The sequence below is a fragment of the Collinsella sp. 4_8_47FAA genome, assembly GCF_000763055.1.
Taxonomy (GTDB): Bacteria; Actinomycetota; Coriobacteriia; order Coriobacteriales; family Coriobacteriaceae; genus Collinsella.
Genome location: NZ_KN214134.1, coordinates 341,641 through 357,818, shown reverse-complemented (window position 1 = coordinate 357,818; position 16,178 = coordinate 341,641). Strand labels below are relative to the sequence as shown.

Genomic DNA, 16,178 nt, shown 5'->3' with positions numbered 1-16,178 from the left:
TATCGCCTCGCCAGCTCATATACGCTCCCCTCTCGCTATACAAATCAGGAAGAGCATGCACCGGCGGGCGTGCGCGAGATTGCATCGCCACGCGATCCGATCAAACAACACGATCGTCAAAGAATGCCAAAGCCAAATACGCTAATACGGCAGAAGCCCCGCCTTTTCACGCTTCTTTTCCGAGCGATCGAACTCAATGCGATGGGCCTCAAGAAACACCGTATCGGGTCGCCACTGACGCTCATCCGGCTGCCTTAGCGTCGCACCCGCAAAGGAAGCGTAGTCGGTCTTATCCAGCAGGTACGATCCGCACAGCCGATATTCGCCGCAAACAGGCTCAAACGAAATCAGGTGAGCATCAAATAGGGAATGAAGATCGCGCCGAAGCAGAATACCGTTGCTGGCAACCTGCGATTTGGGTCCCGAGTAATTCTCGATATGTGCAGCCTCCAGAGCTTCACTGACGCCGCAGTCCGACACCGCGCAACGGCCATCATAGGCGGCAACGAGCTGCTTGCGGAACCATTGCTGCCCCAATCGCTCGCGCCTTAACGCATAGCGGACCTTTTCGTCGTCGGTCGCACCCTGTCCGGCAAACTCAATATCGACGGGTATGTGCTTCAGATAACTCATGTCGGGCGCAAAACGAGGGTCCGGTCCGCCTTTATGAACAGGACCGTGCAGAACAAACCATCCATTTTCGGGCTCGAACCGCTCAACAAACGCAAGGCCGAGCACCTTATAGCCCACCTCGGTTGCAAATATGACTCCGACTGGGACGCCACATTCCATGCAGTTGAGCATTTTACGGTTGTAATTCTGGTCTCGAGAACCAACGGCTCCTGGCGCTTGGACCGAATACTTAATGACCCACGTACCGTCATCCAAATAGAGCGGAGGCACATCGGTGTAGAAGCTCTTTTTAGAGTTATGGACCGAAAGCGCAAAGATCTTATTGGGATCTTGCTTCACCCGATCCTGGCCCGGCCAGAAGATCCCTGAATCCCGCGTTACGGGAAAGAAGTCCGAGCCAATTCTCAAACGGTACTGATACTGAGGACTATCTTCCTTGGTGTGGTGCGGAAGGCTGGTCCAAACGCCGCCGCGCTGTTCCTCACCCAGAAACCACTCCCATGCCTCAACGTATTCGGAAGGCACGAGACTGCAGGCGCGGTCATAGCTTGGTCCATCCATCAACGGAACAGCAAGGTCAATGTCGTTCATCGCCAGCACCTACAACCATACGAACGCGAGTCATGCCCCTCAATAATATGGCCGAGAGTCAATTATTACGAGATCTCATTCCGCGATCGGCACATCGTTGATGCTCTCGGTTTGCCGCTGGCGCGCTTGTACCCCGCTACCCCACTTCCCTGTATACTGATGTAGCACGTGTTTCATCCGGGCTTGTTGGGCCGGGTCGTTCATGGGAGGTTCTTGTGGCTGTTTCGAATCCGCCTAAGGGAAGCGTTTCTTCTTCGTCCATCAAGCCGGTTACGCGCAAGGCCGTGCGTTGCCAGCGCGAGGTCGCTTGGCTTGTCACGCAGGCGGCGGGCAGGCTTGTGGCGACCACTCAGGACGTCAATGCGCCTACGCCGAGCTTTGTGTTAGCGGCGGCGCTGGATTTTGTGCGCCAATTGGAGGTTGCCGCGCAGGATGCCAACGGCCACCTCGACTACCAGAACGTTATGGCGCCCGACCTGCAAACGTTCTGCCACATGGCCAAGTTGCCTGCCGCGCCCAATGCGCTTTCGGACGCAGGCTACATGTTTACGCTCTCGGGCGCGGACCTTATCCGCGACATCTATGCATACTGCAGCGAGCTCGCCGAGCGCCACGTCTTTGACGCGGCAGAAGTCAAACCGGGAAATGTCATCAAGCTGGTTCTTAGGCTGTTCCTGATAGACGGGTTCGGGGCCATGCCGGCGTAAGCCGAGTCTTTAGCATCACCGTCGACTGGGCAACAACCGCTTTACCTTAATGGACGCCAATCGAGGGTCGATTATTGGGTCGCCTCGTCCACTAACGCATCTATCCCACGCGCTCCGACAGTCGATACTTGCGGTTGCGGCTCGTCGCCGGCGCCGTGGGCTCAAGCTCGCCTTGAGCAATGAGCGCGTTGACGCGCGACCTAACCTGGGAAATTGTGAGCCCTGTGTGCTCTGCCAGCTCGCGCGTCCCCAGCTCGCCGTAGTGTTTGAGTGCCGTCACAATTAAGCCCCCGCCATGATCGACCGGCTCGATCTTTGAACGGTAAAGTACGACCTTGAACCGATCGAATCCCGGGCAGAACAGGGGCCCGGCCAGACCATGCGCGCGCATGGCATCGATCATCATCGGGATGCCCGAGCCATTGCCCTCAGCCGGCGAACCTGCGCCATCCGGCAGCGGGACAATCGACATGAGCTTCACAAGCGTCGCGTTACGGCATCGGGAGCTGCCGTCAAACAAGTTCTCGCGAGTCTTTCCCCCGTAAAGGCCGCCAGGATTTGTCACCTCGACACGATCATCAAAGACGTCGACGGCAATCGATTGTCCACAGAACCGATCCCCGTATTCTCGATGGATTACGGCGTTGGCGATTGCCTCGCGCAGAACCTCCTCGGGAATCTCAAGCGAGTCGACACGCGAGACGCCTTGGACGGTCGAGGTTCGCCGCAAATTCTTGGCGACGGCTGCGACGGCATCCGAGATCATCTCGCCCAACGTTCCCTCACAGATTGTGCGGTCCATGAACCTCAGCGACCCCGCCATGCCCTTCTGAGTTCCCGCATGGACAGCCACGTCAATGAAGAGCTTGGGATAGAACTGCTGAGGGTAGGTGCCCACAACTAGGAGTCCAGCCTTGGTGACATTGCCCTGGGAATCAAGGATATTTAGGCGCTCCAGCTTCGTTTGTTTGTCCGGCGCGCCGCGCATTGCCCGGGGCGTCAACGAGAAAGCCCGATCTATCGTACGGTCGACCAGCGTCTCGTCGAGATTGTCCGCGCCCGCACCCGCCACCGCGTCCCGATCGCTCGGAGTCGCTCGACCGTATGACGCCAATGCGAGCACCTCGGTCGATGAAAGCGGCACATCTTTGTCATCGATGCGCTTGTAGCTGCCGCCCTGGGCGCCCCGCTCTATGACATAGCAGGGCTTGCTCGACGGATCGAGCTCCTCAATCGTAATGACGAGAACGATGACGTCCTGAAGCTCCACTCGCTCGATCGTGTATTTAGGCGGATTGGCCAGCTTTCCTCGACCGCCCGCATCACCCATGCCTGACACAAATTGGTTGAGCACTTTCTCGGTCTCGAAGTTCTCAACCGGGACAAAACCTGCGCGCTCACTCACTCCGAGCACGATGATTCCGCCGGCAGTGTTCGCGAATGCGCTCACCGTTTCCCACACATCGCGGGAAAGCGTCGTGGCGCTCTCCTTCACTTCGACGTTAAGATCATCCGAGCCCATACGCCTTAAAGACTCAAGCAGACCGGTCAGCTCGTTTTCGTTCATCTGCACGTCCTTTCGCTCGGTCCTGCGGAGAATGCCGCGGATAGATTTCCCTCGTCTCTCAGTTATCTCTCGAAATTATCTCTCATCTATCTCTCTATCTCTCGGCTTAGAGATAGAGAGATAGATGAGAGATGGAATGTCTACCATTTGCTTCATTTATACATATTTTTGCTGGTAGAACAATTGGTATTGAGACAATACCATGATTGCCTGTCTCTTTGCTGCTCAGTTATCTCTCATATTTTTCTCTCATCTTCCTGTCATCTCTCATATTAGAGACGAATGAGGGACGAGAGATACGCGAGTGATGGACGAGCGAGGATTTTCGGACGGTCGGATATCGAGAGTGGATATTTGGACGGTTTTTGGGGCTTTTGCGGCAAATTCCGTCCAAATATCCACTCTCGTTCGATAGGTATCCGGAAATCCTCGCTCGTCCGTCCGAATATCCACTCTCGTTTGGCGAGTGTCCAATTTTCCACGCTCGTGCGGCGGGCACGCGAGCCCTTCGCCCAATCCGCTGGCATCGTCTCCAGTTCGCCGCAGGGTCGCGGCCCCATATGGGTATACTCTCGAGGATTCGACTCGATTCGCCCCCGCTGGGGCGTCAAAGGAGACTGCATATGCCCACCACCTCAACCGACCCGCGCGCCGCAGCCGCTGCACTGCTGGTGCCCGGCACTACCTGCCACGGCTTTGCCGTCGAGCGCCGCGAGACCGTGCCCGAGCTCGACTCGGACGCTTACGTGCTGCGACACACTGCCTCGGGCGCTCGTCTGCTGTACCTGGCGTGCGACGACGAAAACAAGGCCTTTGCCATTGGCTTTAAGACGCCGCCGGCCGATTCCACCGGCGTGTTCCATATTCTTGAGCACTCGGTGCTGTGCGGATCGGCCAAGTTTCCCGTCAAGGAGCCGTTTGTCGACCTGATCAAGAGCTCCATGCAGACGTTCCTCAACGCCATGACCTACCCCGACAAGACCATCTACCCCGTTGCCACCACCAACGAGCAGGATCTGTACAACCTGATGGACGTGTACCTGGACGCGGTGTTCAACCCGGCCATCTATACCAAGCCCACCATTTTTGAGCAGGAGGGCTGGCACTACGAACTGGACCTGCCGGAGGGCGACGGCGACAGCAGCGCCGCGAGCCTGCACGAGGGCACGCTGCGTTATAACGGCGTGGTGTTCAACGAGATGAAGGGCGCGCTGTCCGATCCCATGAGCGTGCTGGACGATGCCGTCAACGCCGCGCTCTATCCCGACACCGCCTATGCGCACGAGAGCGGCGGCGACCCGCGCGCGATTCCCGCGCTCACCTACGAGCAGTTCCTGGACACGCACGCGCGACACTACAATCCCTCCAACTCCTACATCACGCTCTACGGCGACCTGGACGTGGACCGCGCACTGGCCTTTTTGGACGAGCGCTATCTGTCGCAGCCGAGTGCCGCGAGCCGCCGCATGGACGCTGCCGTTGCCGCCGGCGAGGACCCGTCCACGCTGGCGCCCAATCCGTTGGACGCGCAGGCGCCCGTGACCTGCGAGTACAAGCGCATCGAGATGGCCACCACACCCGAGAACGCCCTGGTGGGCCTGGGCCTTGTGCTGGGCAGCGCGCTCGACCGCAAGCGCACGATCGCGGCGGATATCCTGTTCGAGGCGCTGCTGGGCTCCAACGAAGCGCCGGTTAAGAAGGCCATTCTGGCCGCCGGCCTGGGCGGCAACGTGGTGAGCTACACCGCGGCCGAGAGCCTGCAGCCCTACGAGCTCATCATGCTGCAAAACGCACAGCCCGGTGTGGCGCGCGAGCTGCGTCGCGTGTTCCAGGACGCCTGCCGCGACCTGTGCGAGCACGGAGTTCCGCGCGAGCGTCTGGAAGCCATCATCAGCAGCAACGAGTACGACCTGCGCCAGCGTGACTATGGCATCGCCGACGGCGTGGCCATTGCGTGCGACGCGCTGAGCACCTGGCTCTACGATGACGACGCCGCGACGCTGGCGCTCAAGTACGGCCCGGTGTACGAGGAGCTGCGTAGCGAGCTGGACGGCAGCTATTTTGAGGACCTGCTGCGCGAGCTGGTGCTGGAAAACGACCACATGGCACTGGTCGAGCTGGTGCCGGTGGACGCCGCCGAGGGTTCGGAGGGTGCCGAGGCCGCCGAGCTGGCAGCCAAGCGCGATGCCATGACCGATGCCGAGCTGACCGACGTGGTCGAGCGCACGGCCGCGCTGCGTGCCGCGCAGGAGGCGGAAGACACACCCGAGGCCAAGGCCACGCTGCCGCGCCTGCGCGTGTCCGACATTGGCGAGGCGCGCCCCGAGCCGCCACTGATCGTGGACACGACCGTGCCCATCCCCTGCCTGCGCCACGGCATCCCCACCAACCGTCTGGCCTACGCCATGCAGTATTTCGACCTGAACTGCGTCGCGTTTGAGGACCTGCCCTATGTGACACTGCTCTGCCGCCTGCTTAAGCAGCTGCCCACGCGCGAGCACTCGGCCGAGGAACTCGACAACTTGCTCGCTGGCAAGCTCGGCTTTTTGAGCTTTACGACCGAGGTCATGACGCAGCCCGAAGTGGACGGCGTGCGCCCCTACCTGCTGGTGAGCGCCGGCGCCCTGTCCGAGAAGATCGATGCGCTGGCGAGTCTGCCGCGCGAGGTATGGTCGAGCACGCTTTTGGCAGATGCCGACGCCGACCGCGTGCGCGACGTGCTCACACAGATTCGCATTGGGCTTGAGCAGGGCTTTATCAACAACGGCCACTCGGCGGCGCTCGGTCGCGCGATGAGCTACAGCTCGCCTTCGGCCGTGGTGCGCGAGCAGCTTTCGGGCGTGGACTTCTATCTGTTCCTGCGCGACCTGCTCGACCACTTTGACGAGCGCGTGAACGGGTTGCGTACCAAGCTTGCCGAGCTGGCAGGCCGCATCTTTGTGGCCGATGGCTGCCTGGCGAGCTTTACCGGCAGCGACGAGGACTTTAACGCATACTGGGCCGCCGCGGGCGACCTGGAGCTGGGCGCTGGCGACGGCGCCGATGCCGGCCGCAACGCGCTCGTGGTGCCGACGCCGTGCGACCGCCACGAGGCCTTTGTCATCCCCAGCGACATCTGTTTTGCGGCAAGCGCGTGCGACCCGCGTCGCTTGGGCATCGACGTGACGGGCGCCTGGGCGGTTGCCGCCAACGCGCTCTCCTACGACTATCTGTGGAACGAGATCCGCGTTAAGGGCGGCGCGTACGGCTGCGGATTCCGCGCGGCCGGCGAGCGTCAGGCGGCGTTCTACACCTACCGCGACCCGGCAATCGACCCCTCGATTGAGCGCGTGGCGCGCGCGGGCGAATGGCTCGGCAGCTTTGATCCCGACGAGGCCGCCTTTGAGGGCTTTATCGTGAGCTGCGTGAGCGGCATGGACGCGCCGGTGAAGCCGTACGCGCTCACCAAGCGCCGCAACACGACCTACCTGGCCGGGCTCGATCCGCATGCGCGCGAGGAGCGCCGCGCCCAGATGCTCGCCGCCACGCCCGGTGAGCTTCGCTCGCTCGGCGCCGACGTAACGCGCATCGCAGCCGAGTCACCCACCTGCGTCTTTGGCGGCCGCGACGTCATCGCCAAGAGCAACGCCGGCTTCAACGTCATCGACCTGCTGGGCTAAGGCACGGCAAGCAAAACTACCACGAAGGGCGCAGTTCACAGGAGCCCTTCGTGGTAGTTCGAACACTTGTTCTATACGCACACATGTTCTATAGTAGAGGTGCTTGCATCGAACTGAAATTGCAACTAGAATATAGTTGCAGAATGTGAGGCGGGATGACTCGATCCGATAAACTCATCGCCCAGCTGCTTAGCTGTCCTTCAACGTATAGATTTGCTGACTTTCTTAAAGTTATGGCTTCATATGGCTTTGAAATGGACAGTAAAGGCAAGACGTCCGGATCGCGCGTTCGCTTCTACAGGCCATCAGATGGCAGGATGTTCGTAATGCACGCGCCTCATCCATCTGACGAATTGACAGCGGGGACCATTCGAAACATCGTTCGCTTTCTGCAAGATGTCGGAGGTAGTCATGAGTAACGTTTTGGCATACAAGGGTTATTTCGCCCCGGTCGAGTTCGATGCCGAACAGCATGTGCTAACAGGTATGGTCGCCGGCATTAGGGACGCAATCGTATTTGAAGGCTCCACGGCTGAAGAGGTGGAGCAATGCTTCCACGACGCCGTCGACGATTACCTTGAGTTTTGCGCCGAGAAGGGCAAGGAACCCGAGCGGGCTTTTAAGGGCTCGTTCAACGTAAGAACGGGCTCTGAGCTCCACAAGCAAGCAGCGCTGGCAGCGGCAAAGAAGGGTGAGTCACTCAATAAGTTTGTGACTGAAGCGATCGCTGCGGCGCTGTGAAGCCAACGTCGAGTCGAAGCCGCCACACAGGGCGCCTTTGTGGCGGCTTCGACGTTTGCCCAGATAAAACCAGCCAAAATAAGCCTGTCACTTTTTGGCAGGTTTGCTAGAGGAGGTTGGGATGGACAAGGCTGAGTTGCGGCGGGCGGTGATTGCCCAGCGCGATGCTCTTGATTTGGACTTGCGGGCGGCGAAGTCTGCTGATATCTGTGCGCGGCTGGTTGAGCTGCTGGGCCGCTTAGATGCCGCGGCGCCGCGCATCGTTGCCGTCTATGCCGCGATGGGTTCCGAGGCAGACCCTGCCGCGTTTGCCGCTGCGGCCGCCGCGCGCGGCTGGCGCGTGGCCTATCCGTGCATGCTCTCGGCAACAGACACCGTGGCTTGTGGCCAGCGCATGTGTATGCGGGCAGTTGCCGCCGACGATGCGTCCGCGGCTCCGTTTATCGCCCACCCTACGCGGGCCTTTGCGGCCACGGACATCGACAGCAACCACTTCCCTATCGTGCCTGCCGAAGCTCTCGACATGATCGTCGTGCCGCTCGTGGCCTTCGACCAAACCGGCGCGCGCCTGGGCTACGGCGGCGGTTGCTACGACCGCTACCTGCCCATGCTCTCGCCCGCATGCCAAATCATCGGCATCGCCTTTGACGAGCAGCGTGTCGACCGCGTTCCCACCGACGCTCACGACCTGCCGCTACCCCACATCATCAGCGCCTAATCGCCGCCATATCAGCCACGGCTACAGCAGTACCATCGCAGCCTAGTGCTCCTCGCCGGCGCGGGCCAGGTCGTAGGGCGTGGTCTGGTAGACGTAGTAGTTGAGCCAGTTGGTGTAGAACAGCTGAGCTTGGCTGCGCCAGACGTTGCGCGGCTCGGCGGAGGGGTCGTCGCCCGGGAAGTAATGCGCCGGCACCTCCGGGTTGAGCCCGCGCTTCACATCGCGCTCGTACTCCAGGCGCAGCGTATCGGTGTCGTACTCGGGATGGCCAAAGACAAAGAAGCGACGGCTGTCGGTCGACTTGACGATGTACAGGCCCACCTCGTCGGACACGGCCACGACCTCAAGCTGCGGCTCGGCCTCCACGTCCTCGCGGCGCACATCGGTGTTGCGCGAATGCACGGCATAGAAACGGTCGTCGAAGCCGCGGACCAGCGGGCTTTGCGGCTTCACCAGATAATGCTCGAACACGCCGCTCGCCTTTGCCGGCAGGTCATACTTCTGGATACCGTAATGATGGTACAGACCGGCCTGTGCGCCCCAACAAATGTGCAGCGTAGAGTGTACGTGCGTGGTAGACCAGTCCATGATCTGGCAGAGCTCGGGCCAGTAGTCGACCTCTTCGAACGGCATCTGTTCCACCGGGGCGCCCGTGATAATCAGGCCGTCGTAGTGGATGTCGCGGATGTCGTCGAACGTGCGGTAGAACGTCTCCAGGTGGCCGGCGCTCACGTGCGTGGCCTCGTGTGTTTTGGTGCGCAGCAGGTCCACCTCCACCTGCAGCGGCGTGTTGGAGAGCTTGCGCATGATCTGCGTCTCGGTAGCGATTTTGGTGGGCATGAGGTTGAGGATGAGCACGCGCAGCGGACGGATGTCCTGGTGCAGCGCCCGGTACTCGGTCATGACAAAGATGTTCTCGCTCTCGAGCTGCGCGGCGGCAGGGAGGGCGTCGGGGATGCGAATGGGCATGGATGCTCCTTACGAGTCAGTTGCAGCTATGGTACAACGACCAGCGCCATCCGCGCGAGCACATCGCCCAGCGATACCGTCAGCGGCCCAAATCGCTCCAAAAGTAGAGATTAAGGCATGCCCAAAAATCTATAGCGCTTTAGCCTAGCAAAGTGGCAACAGGACGCTACAATGGTTCGACGCGAAAAACTCGGCCGAAAGGATACATATATGTACCAGACGCGTAAGATCGGTGTGGTCGGCCAGGGCCACGTAGGAGCACATGTCGCCAACAGCCTGCTCATGCAGGGCATTGCCGATGAGCTGTACCTGTGCGATATCAACGAGGCCAAGGTGACGTCCGAGGTCCAGGACCTGCGCGACTCCCTTTCGTTTGTCCCGTACAACACCAAGATCGTCAACTGCTACGACCACTACGAGGAACTTGCCTGCTGCGACGTCATCGTCAACGCCGCCGGCAAGGTCGCGCTGGCCGCCGGCAACCGCGACGGCGAGCTGTTCTTTACCACCGACGCCGCCCGCACCTTTGCCAAGCGCATCGTCGACGCCGGCTTTGACGGCATCTTCGTGAGCATCTCCAACCCCTGCGACGTCGTGTGCACCGAGCTGTGGCACCTGACCGGCTACGATCCCAAGAAGATCATCGGCTCGGGCTGCGGTCTGGACTCCGCCCGTCTGCGCACCGAGATCTCCAAGAAGGTCGGCGTGAGCCCCAAGTCCATCGACGCCTACATGATCGGCGAGCACGGCTTTAGCCAGCTGGCCGCCTTTAAGGCCGCAACCATCGCCGGCAAGAGCCTCAACGAGCTTCAGGCCGAGAACCCCGACAAGTACGCCTTCGACCACATGGAGGTCGAGGAGCTTGCACGCAAGGGCGGCTATGTGACCTACCAGGGCAAGCAGTGCACCGAGTACGCCGTCGCCAACTCCGCCGCGCGCGTCTGCGCCGCCGTTCTGCACAACGAGCACGCCGTGCTTTCCGCCTCCACGCTCATGACCGGCCAGTATGGCGAGGAGGGCATCTTCACCTCCCTGCCGTGCGTGATCGGCGCCGAGGGCGTCGAGGAGGTCTACACGCTCGACCTTTCCGAGTATGAGCTCGAGGGCTTCCACAAGAGCTGCCAGCACATCCGCGACAACATCGCCCAGCTCGACTGGTGGGAAGCCGAGGCATACGACGCCAAGTAAGCGTCGGTTGCCGCGACACCTCGTGAATCTAAGCGCAATACCAAGCGGGCTGCGTCGGAAATCCCCGGCGCGGCCCGCTTTTTGACTCAAACGACACGCTTGCGAATCGAAGGTGAATGTTTTTTCGACAGATGGAACAGGGCGCTTTAATCCTCAAACCACGCGATTGCGCGAATGGGCGAGCCGTCGCAATCCTCAATTTTGAGCGGTGCGCAGCTAAACCAGAACAGATCGTCGCCGCAACAGTCCAAGTCCTTAAGATTCTCGATGTTAACGATATCGCATGCGCGGAACAACTTCTTGTGGCGCGTCAGGTTTTCGTCCGCGATGGGGTCGAGTCCAATTACATCAAAGCCGACGCCCTTGTAGCCGCCGTCGATGATCAGGTCCAACACCTCGTCGTCCACGCAAGGATAGTCGCCAAAGTACGCCTCAGTTCCCCAGCGCTTATCCCAACCCAAGTTGAACAGCAAAAACTCGGCTTGGGTCACCTTATCGCCATAGGGATGGAGCTGCTCCACAGTAATGGCCTCACCCTCGGCGAGCATGCGGCAATCGACAACCAATGCCCTGCCTATAAACTGGCTTGCCGGAAACGCATCGAGTGTCGTGCGGTCGGCAAACAGATGCGCCGGTGAATCCATATGCGTCCCCGTATGGGCGTACATCTGCATGAGCGTCTCTTTAAATCCGTCGTGCTCGTAGGTGCTCGACGGCAGCAGCTTGGGTGTATCGGCTCCGGGAAATACCGGCATGTCTTCCCTAATAGTGTGAGTCAAATCAAGCACGCGCATGTTCAATCCCCATTTCTTTCTTGGCAAAGCAAAACGGGGCCCGCACTTGCCGGAAGCCCCGTCGTGAGAGGTTATTCCCGGTACCTAGTACTGCTCGATGCCCATGTAGCGACGAATCTCGGGGCTGTGGTCGAACACCTTGCCGCGGGCGGCACGCAGCTCGCAGCTCATCGCGTAGAAGAAGATCGGCTCCAGGTACGAACGCACGCTGGCAGGCACTTCACCCACGCCGTACTCGAGCGCATCGAGCACCATGACGGTATCGGTGTGCGTGTTGAGGAACGCAAGAGCGCGCTCCTCCATGGGGCGGCACTCGCCCGATCCGAGCTGCACAAAGTAGAACACGCCGGGCTCGGTGGCTTCGAACGGGCCATGGAAGTACTCGCCGGAGTGGATGTAGCAGCAGTGCTGCCACTGCATCTCCATGAGCGAGCAAATCGCCATGGCATAGGTCTGGCTAAAGTTGGGACCGGAGCCCAGGATATAGAAAAACTTGTGCTGCTGGCAGAGCTCGGCAAAGCGGGCGCCCAGCTCGGCGTTGACCTTCTCACGGGCGGCGGGCAGCAGCGCATCCATCTGCTTGAGGCCCTCATACATGTCGGCGAGTGACTCGTAGCCTTCCTGCTGGTCGAGCAACTCGGCGGCGATCAGAGCGCCAATGCCCTGCGGCACCTCAGCCTGCGACACGCCCTCACCCCACGGATAGACCCAGGTAGTCCACTTGCCGTTGTCGATCTTTGAGCCCTCGCAGTCGGTAAGGGCAATGACCTCGGCACCGGCGGCCAGCGCCATCTCGCAGCCGTCGACGACCTCCTGCGTGTTGCCGCTGTGGCTGCAGGCGATGACGAGCGACTTCTCGCCAAGACTCTTGGGAGCCATCAGGCAAAACTCGCGCGCCGTGTAGACCGTCGAGGTAAACGTGGTGGCCTCACGCTTGAGCAGCTCGTTGGCCGGCATGAGATCGATCATCGAACCGCCGCAAGCGATCCAAAAGACGTTCTCGATCTTGCCCTTGCGCTCGATGATTTCCTGAACCAGATCATGTGCGTTCATGCTGATGCTCCTCCTTGTGGGGCGGCTTTGAACGACGACAGCTCGTACCTGCTGTCGTTCTATGTTGTCCTATTTATAGCACGTGTAACAACGCCCGTGAAGTCATCTCAGCAAATTTGTTCTATGTTGTTCTATCTGTGGACGTTAGATGTCGAAGACGTAGCGCGAGCCCACGATCTTTTGGCGGCCGAGCAGTAGAGGGCGCCCGCCGGCGTCGGTAAAGTAGGCCTCCATATAGAAGAGAGGCTCGCCGACCGGCACCTCCAGCAGCGGGGCCGTCTGAGTATCGGCAAGCGCAATCTCCACGGTGCAGGGGTCGGACTTGAGCGGCGCGCGACCCGAATGCTCGGCAACGAGCGCAAAGATTGAGTTATCGGTGAGGTCCTCGTCGGCCAGCGTCTGCAGGTAGGGATGGTCGGCGAGCACAAAGGCGTTGTTCTCGAGCATGACGGGGATGCCGTCGGCCGTGCGCACGCGCTCGACCACGATAAGCTCGCAGCCGGGCTCCACGCCAAAGAACGCCGCATCCTCGTGCGTCGCCGCGACCACCGTGCGCGACACCAGACGCGCACCCGGCACCATGTCGTTGGCAGCACAACCCTCAGTAAAGCTCTGGACGTCACCCTTCTGGCGAATCTTGCGCTTGAGCTTGGGAGCGCACACAAACGTGCCCCTCCCCTGCTGGCGGTTGAGATACCCCGCGCGCGACAGCTCCTCGATGGCACGGCGCACGGTGATGCGCCCCACGCCGTAGGACTTCGCGAGCTCCATCTCGGCAGGGATGCGCGAGCCGGCGGGGTACACACCGCGCGCGATCTCGCCCTTTAGGTCATCCATGACCTGTTGGTACAGCGGCACGGCGGGCACGTCAGTGCGGTCGGTTTTATCGTCGAATGCCATCGTTACGCTCCATCCCGCGCATGCTCGGACTCAAATTCTTCAATCGCCGCCATAAACTGCTCGCCAAAGGCGTCGGCTTTTTTCTCGCCAATGCCGTTGACCTGGATCAGCTCCTCGCGCGTCTGCGGACGCAGGCGGCACAGGCCGCGCAGGGCCTTGTCGGAAAAGACCATATACGGCGCCATCTCCAGCTCGGTCGAGATCTCCTTGCGGAGGGCACGCAGGCGCTCGAACAGCTCGGCATCGTCGCCAACGCGCGGGCGCTGATCCAGCTCGGCCTCCTCGCGCAGCAGATCGACGGCGCGGCGGGCGCGGGCCGAGGCCTTGCGCTTGGACGCGCGACGCTTAACGGTAAAGGCGAACGCCTCGTCCTCGACCTCGCCGGCACGCGGACCCAGTCCCACGACTGGGTACTGCCCCTGCGAGGTGGCCAGATAACCGCGGCCGCACAGCTGGCCGATGATATCCTTGATGCGCCCGACCGATTCGCTCGACAGCTCACCGTAGCCGCAGTCCTCGTCCAAATGCATCTGGCGAATGCGCTCGGTGTTGCCGCCGTGAAGCACATCGGCGATGAGCGACTTGCCAAAGCGCATGGGACGCGTGGCCACATAACGCACAGCGGCGCGGGCCATATCGGTGACGTCCTCGACCTCGAACTGCGTGAGACAGTTGCTGCAGTTGCCGCAGCCCTCGGCGTCGTCTGCCGTGCCGCCCGCGGCGGCTGCCGCATGCTCGGCCGCGGCCTCGTCGCCAAAGTAGCGCAGCATGTATTCGCGCAGGCAGCCGGTGGTATTGCAGTAGCCCTCCATCTGGCTGAGCAGACGATAACGGTTCTGGAGCGCCCACGCGCGCTGCTCGTCGTCGAGCGCCTCGTCGGCCGCATCGCCGCGGTCGATCAAAAAGCGGCGCATGCGAAAATCGTTACCGTTCCACAGCAAGTGACAGCTGGCCGGATCGCCATCGCGGCCAGCGCGGCCCGCCTCTTGGTAGTATGCCTCGATGCTCTCGGGCACGTTGTTGTGGATCACGTAGCGCACGTTGGGCTTGTCGATGCCCATGCCAAAGGCGTTGGTGGCAACCATCACCTGAATGTCGTCGTCGATAAAGGCACGCTGGCTCTGGCGGCGGGCGTCGTTGCCCATGCCGGCATGGTAACGGCCCACGCGAATGCCACTGGGTCCCAGCGCCTCGGCAAGCTCGCCCGCCAGCGCATCGACCGTCTTGCGAGTCGAGCAATACACGATGCCGCTCTCGCTCGAATGCGCAATCACGTAGTCGCGCACCCAGGCAGTCTTGGCCTTGTCGCCCATCTCCTCGCAACCAAAGTAGAGGCTCTTGCGATCGAAGCCCGTCACCACCGTCGCGGGGTTTTGCAGGCCGAGCATCTGCTGAATGTCCGCACGCACGCGCTCGGTCGCCGTAGCGGTAAAGGCCGCAACGATGGGGCGCTGCGGCAGGGAATCGATGAACTCACGAATCTGCAGATAGGCGGGACGGAAATCCTGGCCCCATTGGCTCACGCAGTGGGCCTCGTCAATGGCCACGAGCGGCACGCCAATGCCGCCGTCCGCCGCAGCCTCCTGCGCAAAGGCTAAAAAGCGCGGCTCGAGCAGACGCTCGGGCGCCACGTACATAAGCTGGTAGCGGCCCTCGCGCGCCCGTTTGAGCACGGTATTTTGCTGGGCCGGAGTAAGGCTGGAGTTGAGATAGCTGGGTCGCGCACCCGCCGCGAGCAACGCACGGGTCTGGTCCTCCATAAGCGACAGCAGCGGACTCACCACAAAGGTGATGCCGGGCAGTATGAGCGCGGGCACCTGGTAGCAAATGGACTTGCCGGCGCCCGTGGGCATAACACCCAGCGCATCGCGGCCTGCAAGAATCGCATCCACCATGCGGTCCTGCCCCGGGCGAAACGAGGTGTAGCCAAAATAGGCGCCGAGCGTGTCAAGCGCCATCTGCTGCATGCTATCGGTCATGGTTTCCTAACGTCCAAGTCATCTGCCGCCGATTATACGCCGCCACGCGGACCGGCGTCGCCCGGCTGCCGACCACGGGCAATACGATCCAAGGCGGGCAACCGTGGATTTTCGGACACTTGCCAAACGAGCGTGGATAATCTCCCACTTTGAGACCGTCACCGAGCCAAAAACGGGAGATTATCCACGCTCATTCTGCAGGTAGTCATTGGGGACGTTCTTGAATGACTAGTCGTTTAAGAACGTCCATTACAGTCGAAATTGTCAGCCCGGGACCGTCTCGGGCTACGATTGAGGCGCGCCCAGAACGGGCCGCCGACCGGGCGCCCGCGCACGGCCGAACGTCCCTGCCCCCGAGAGGGCCTGTTGGGTGCTGCCGGCGCGGGACGCGCCGCCCCCGACGGCTGATAGGAAAGTGCCGGGCAGGCGCCGCGGCTGGTAATGTGAGTGCCGAGGGGGAGGCCATCCGGTCGAACGACTACCGGAAGGATACCACCGTGAAAGCGCCATCCACCAGACCCGCGGCCGTGCTCGGCCTGGACGTCGGCAAGTCGTCGCACTGGGCCTGCCTGATCGACCGCGACGGGGAGGTGCTGGCCAGCGCCCCCGTCCGCAACNGGGAGGCCGAGCTCGACGCGCTGTTCGCCTCCGCGCCCGCCGGCACGGCTCGTCGTCGTCG

At 61.3% G+C, this 16,178-nt stretch carries 14 protein-coding genes; 7 read left to right on the top strand and 7 right to left on the bottom strand.

The genetic code is table 11. The features are described from left to right. Positions 1-141 precede the first annotated feature (141 nt). Entirely contained in the window at positions 142-1,224 is a 1,083-nt protein-coding gene (locus HMPREF9463_RS10335; RefSeq protein ID WP_006235116.1) for an HNH endonuclease, read from the bottom strand. A 215-nt stretch (positions 1,225-1,439) separates the two neighbouring features. Between HMPREF9463_RS10335 and HMPREF9463_RS01685 the strand changes: the two genes are divergently transcribed. Then, positions 1,440-1,931 (top strand): hypothetical protein, encoded by a 492-nt coding sequence (locus tag HMPREF9463_RS01685; RefSeq protein ID WP_035136794.1) that lies wholly within the window; start codon positions 1,440-1,442, stop codon positions 1,929-1,931. 100 nt (positions 1,932-2,031) lie between these two features. Here HMPREF9463_RS01685 and HMPREF9463_RS01680 read toward each other — a convergent pair whose 3' ends face one another. Further along, positions 2,032-3,498, bottom strand: a complete 1,467-nt coding sequence (locus tag HMPREF9463_RS01680; protein WP_035136793.1) for an ATP-binding protein — start codon at positions 3,496-3,498, stop codon at positions 2,032-2,034. Positions 3,499-4,121: 623 nt separating this feature from the next. Here HMPREF9463_RS01680 and HMPREF9463_RS01675 point away from each other — a divergent pair. From HMPREF9463_RS01675 to HMPREF9463_RS01665, 4 genes are all read left to right on the top strand, one after another. Further along, a complete protein-coding gene (locus HMPREF9463_RS01675) occupies positions 4,122-7,157 on the top strand; it encodes an insulinase family protein (RefSeq protein ID WP_035136792.1) in 3,036 nt (1,011 codons plus the stop codon). Between the two features lie 155 nt (positions 7,158-7,312). After that, complete coding sequence (locus HMPREF9463_RS11535) at positions 7,313-7,576, top strand: type II toxin-antitoxin system HicA family toxin (RefSeq protein WP_084591735.1); 264 nt, start codon at positions 7,313-7,315, stop codon at positions 7,574-7,576. Then, a complete protein-coding gene (locus HMPREF9463_RS01670) occupies positions 7,569-7,898 on the top strand; it encodes a type II toxin-antitoxin system HicB family antitoxin (RefSeq protein ID WP_022094981.1) in 330 nt (109 codons plus the stop codon). The genes HMPREF9463_RS11535 and HMPREF9463_RS01670 overlap by 8 nt, the downstream gene beginning before the upstream one ends. A 121-nt stretch (positions 7,899-8,019) precedes the next feature. Then, a complete protein-coding gene (locus HMPREF9463_RS01665; protein ID WP_052043998.1) occupies positions 8,020-8,616 on the top strand; it encodes a 5-formyltetrahydrofolate cyclo-ligase in 597 nt (198 codons plus the stop codon). Positions 8,617-8,658: 42 nt separating this feature from the next. On the opposite strand, the gene metA is transcribed toward HMPREF9463_RS01665, so the two are convergent. Then, a complete protein-coding gene (gene metA / locus HMPREF9463_RS01660; RefSeq protein WP_035136791.1) occupies positions 8,659-9,585 on the bottom strand; it encodes a homoserine O-acetyltransferase MetA in 927 nt (308 codons plus the stop codon). 210 nt (positions 9,586-9,795) lie between these two features. Between metA and HMPREF9463_RS01655 the strand changes: the two genes are divergently transcribed. Next, a complete protein-coding gene (locus HMPREF9463_RS01655) occupies positions 9,796-10,773 on the top strand; it encodes an L-lactate dehydrogenase (protein WP_035136789.1) in 978 nt (325 codons plus the stop codon). A gap of 146 nt (positions 10,774-10,919) precedes the next feature. On the opposite strand, the gene HMPREF9463_RS01650 is transcribed toward HMPREF9463_RS01655, so the two are convergent. The 4 genes from HMPREF9463_RS01650 to HMPREF9463_RS01635 form a co-directional block, all read right to left on the bottom strand. After that, positions 10,920-11,567: a cyclase family protein gene (locus HMPREF9463_RS01650; RefSeq protein WP_035137154.1), complete on the bottom strand. Its 648-nt coding sequence runs from the start codon at positions 11,565-11,567 to the stop codon at positions 10,920-10,922. An 84-nt stretch (positions 11,568-11,651) separates the two neighbouring features. Beyond that, positions 11,652-12,620 (bottom strand): SIS domain-containing protein, encoded by a 969-nt coding sequence (locus tag HMPREF9463_RS01645; RefSeq protein WP_035136788.1) that lies wholly within the window; start codon positions 12,618-12,620, stop codon positions 11,652-11,654. 144 nt (positions 12,621-12,764) lie between these two features. Further along, positions 12,765-13,520: a GntR family transcriptional regulator gene (locus HMPREF9463_RS01640; protein WP_035136787.1), complete on the bottom strand. Its 756-nt coding sequence runs from the start codon at positions 13,518-13,520 to the stop codon at positions 12,765-12,767. Between the two features lie 2 nt (positions 13,521-13,522). Further along, the gene (locus HMPREF9463_RS01635; protein WP_084591734.1) at positions 13,523-15,499 is read right to left on the bottom strand and encodes a RecQ family ATP-dependent DNA helicase; all 1,977 of its coding nucleotides are present in this window, start codon (positions 15,497-15,499) and stop codon (positions 13,523-13,525) included. Between the two features lie 497 nt (positions 15,500-15,996). On the opposite strand from HMPREF9463_RS01635, the gene HMPREF9463_RS11265 reads away from it, so the two are divergent. Continuing rightward, a partial coding sequence (locus HMPREF9463_RS11265) for an IS110 family transposase (protein ID WP_035136786.1) occupies positions 15,997-16,178 on the top strand: 182 nt, incomplete at its 3' end.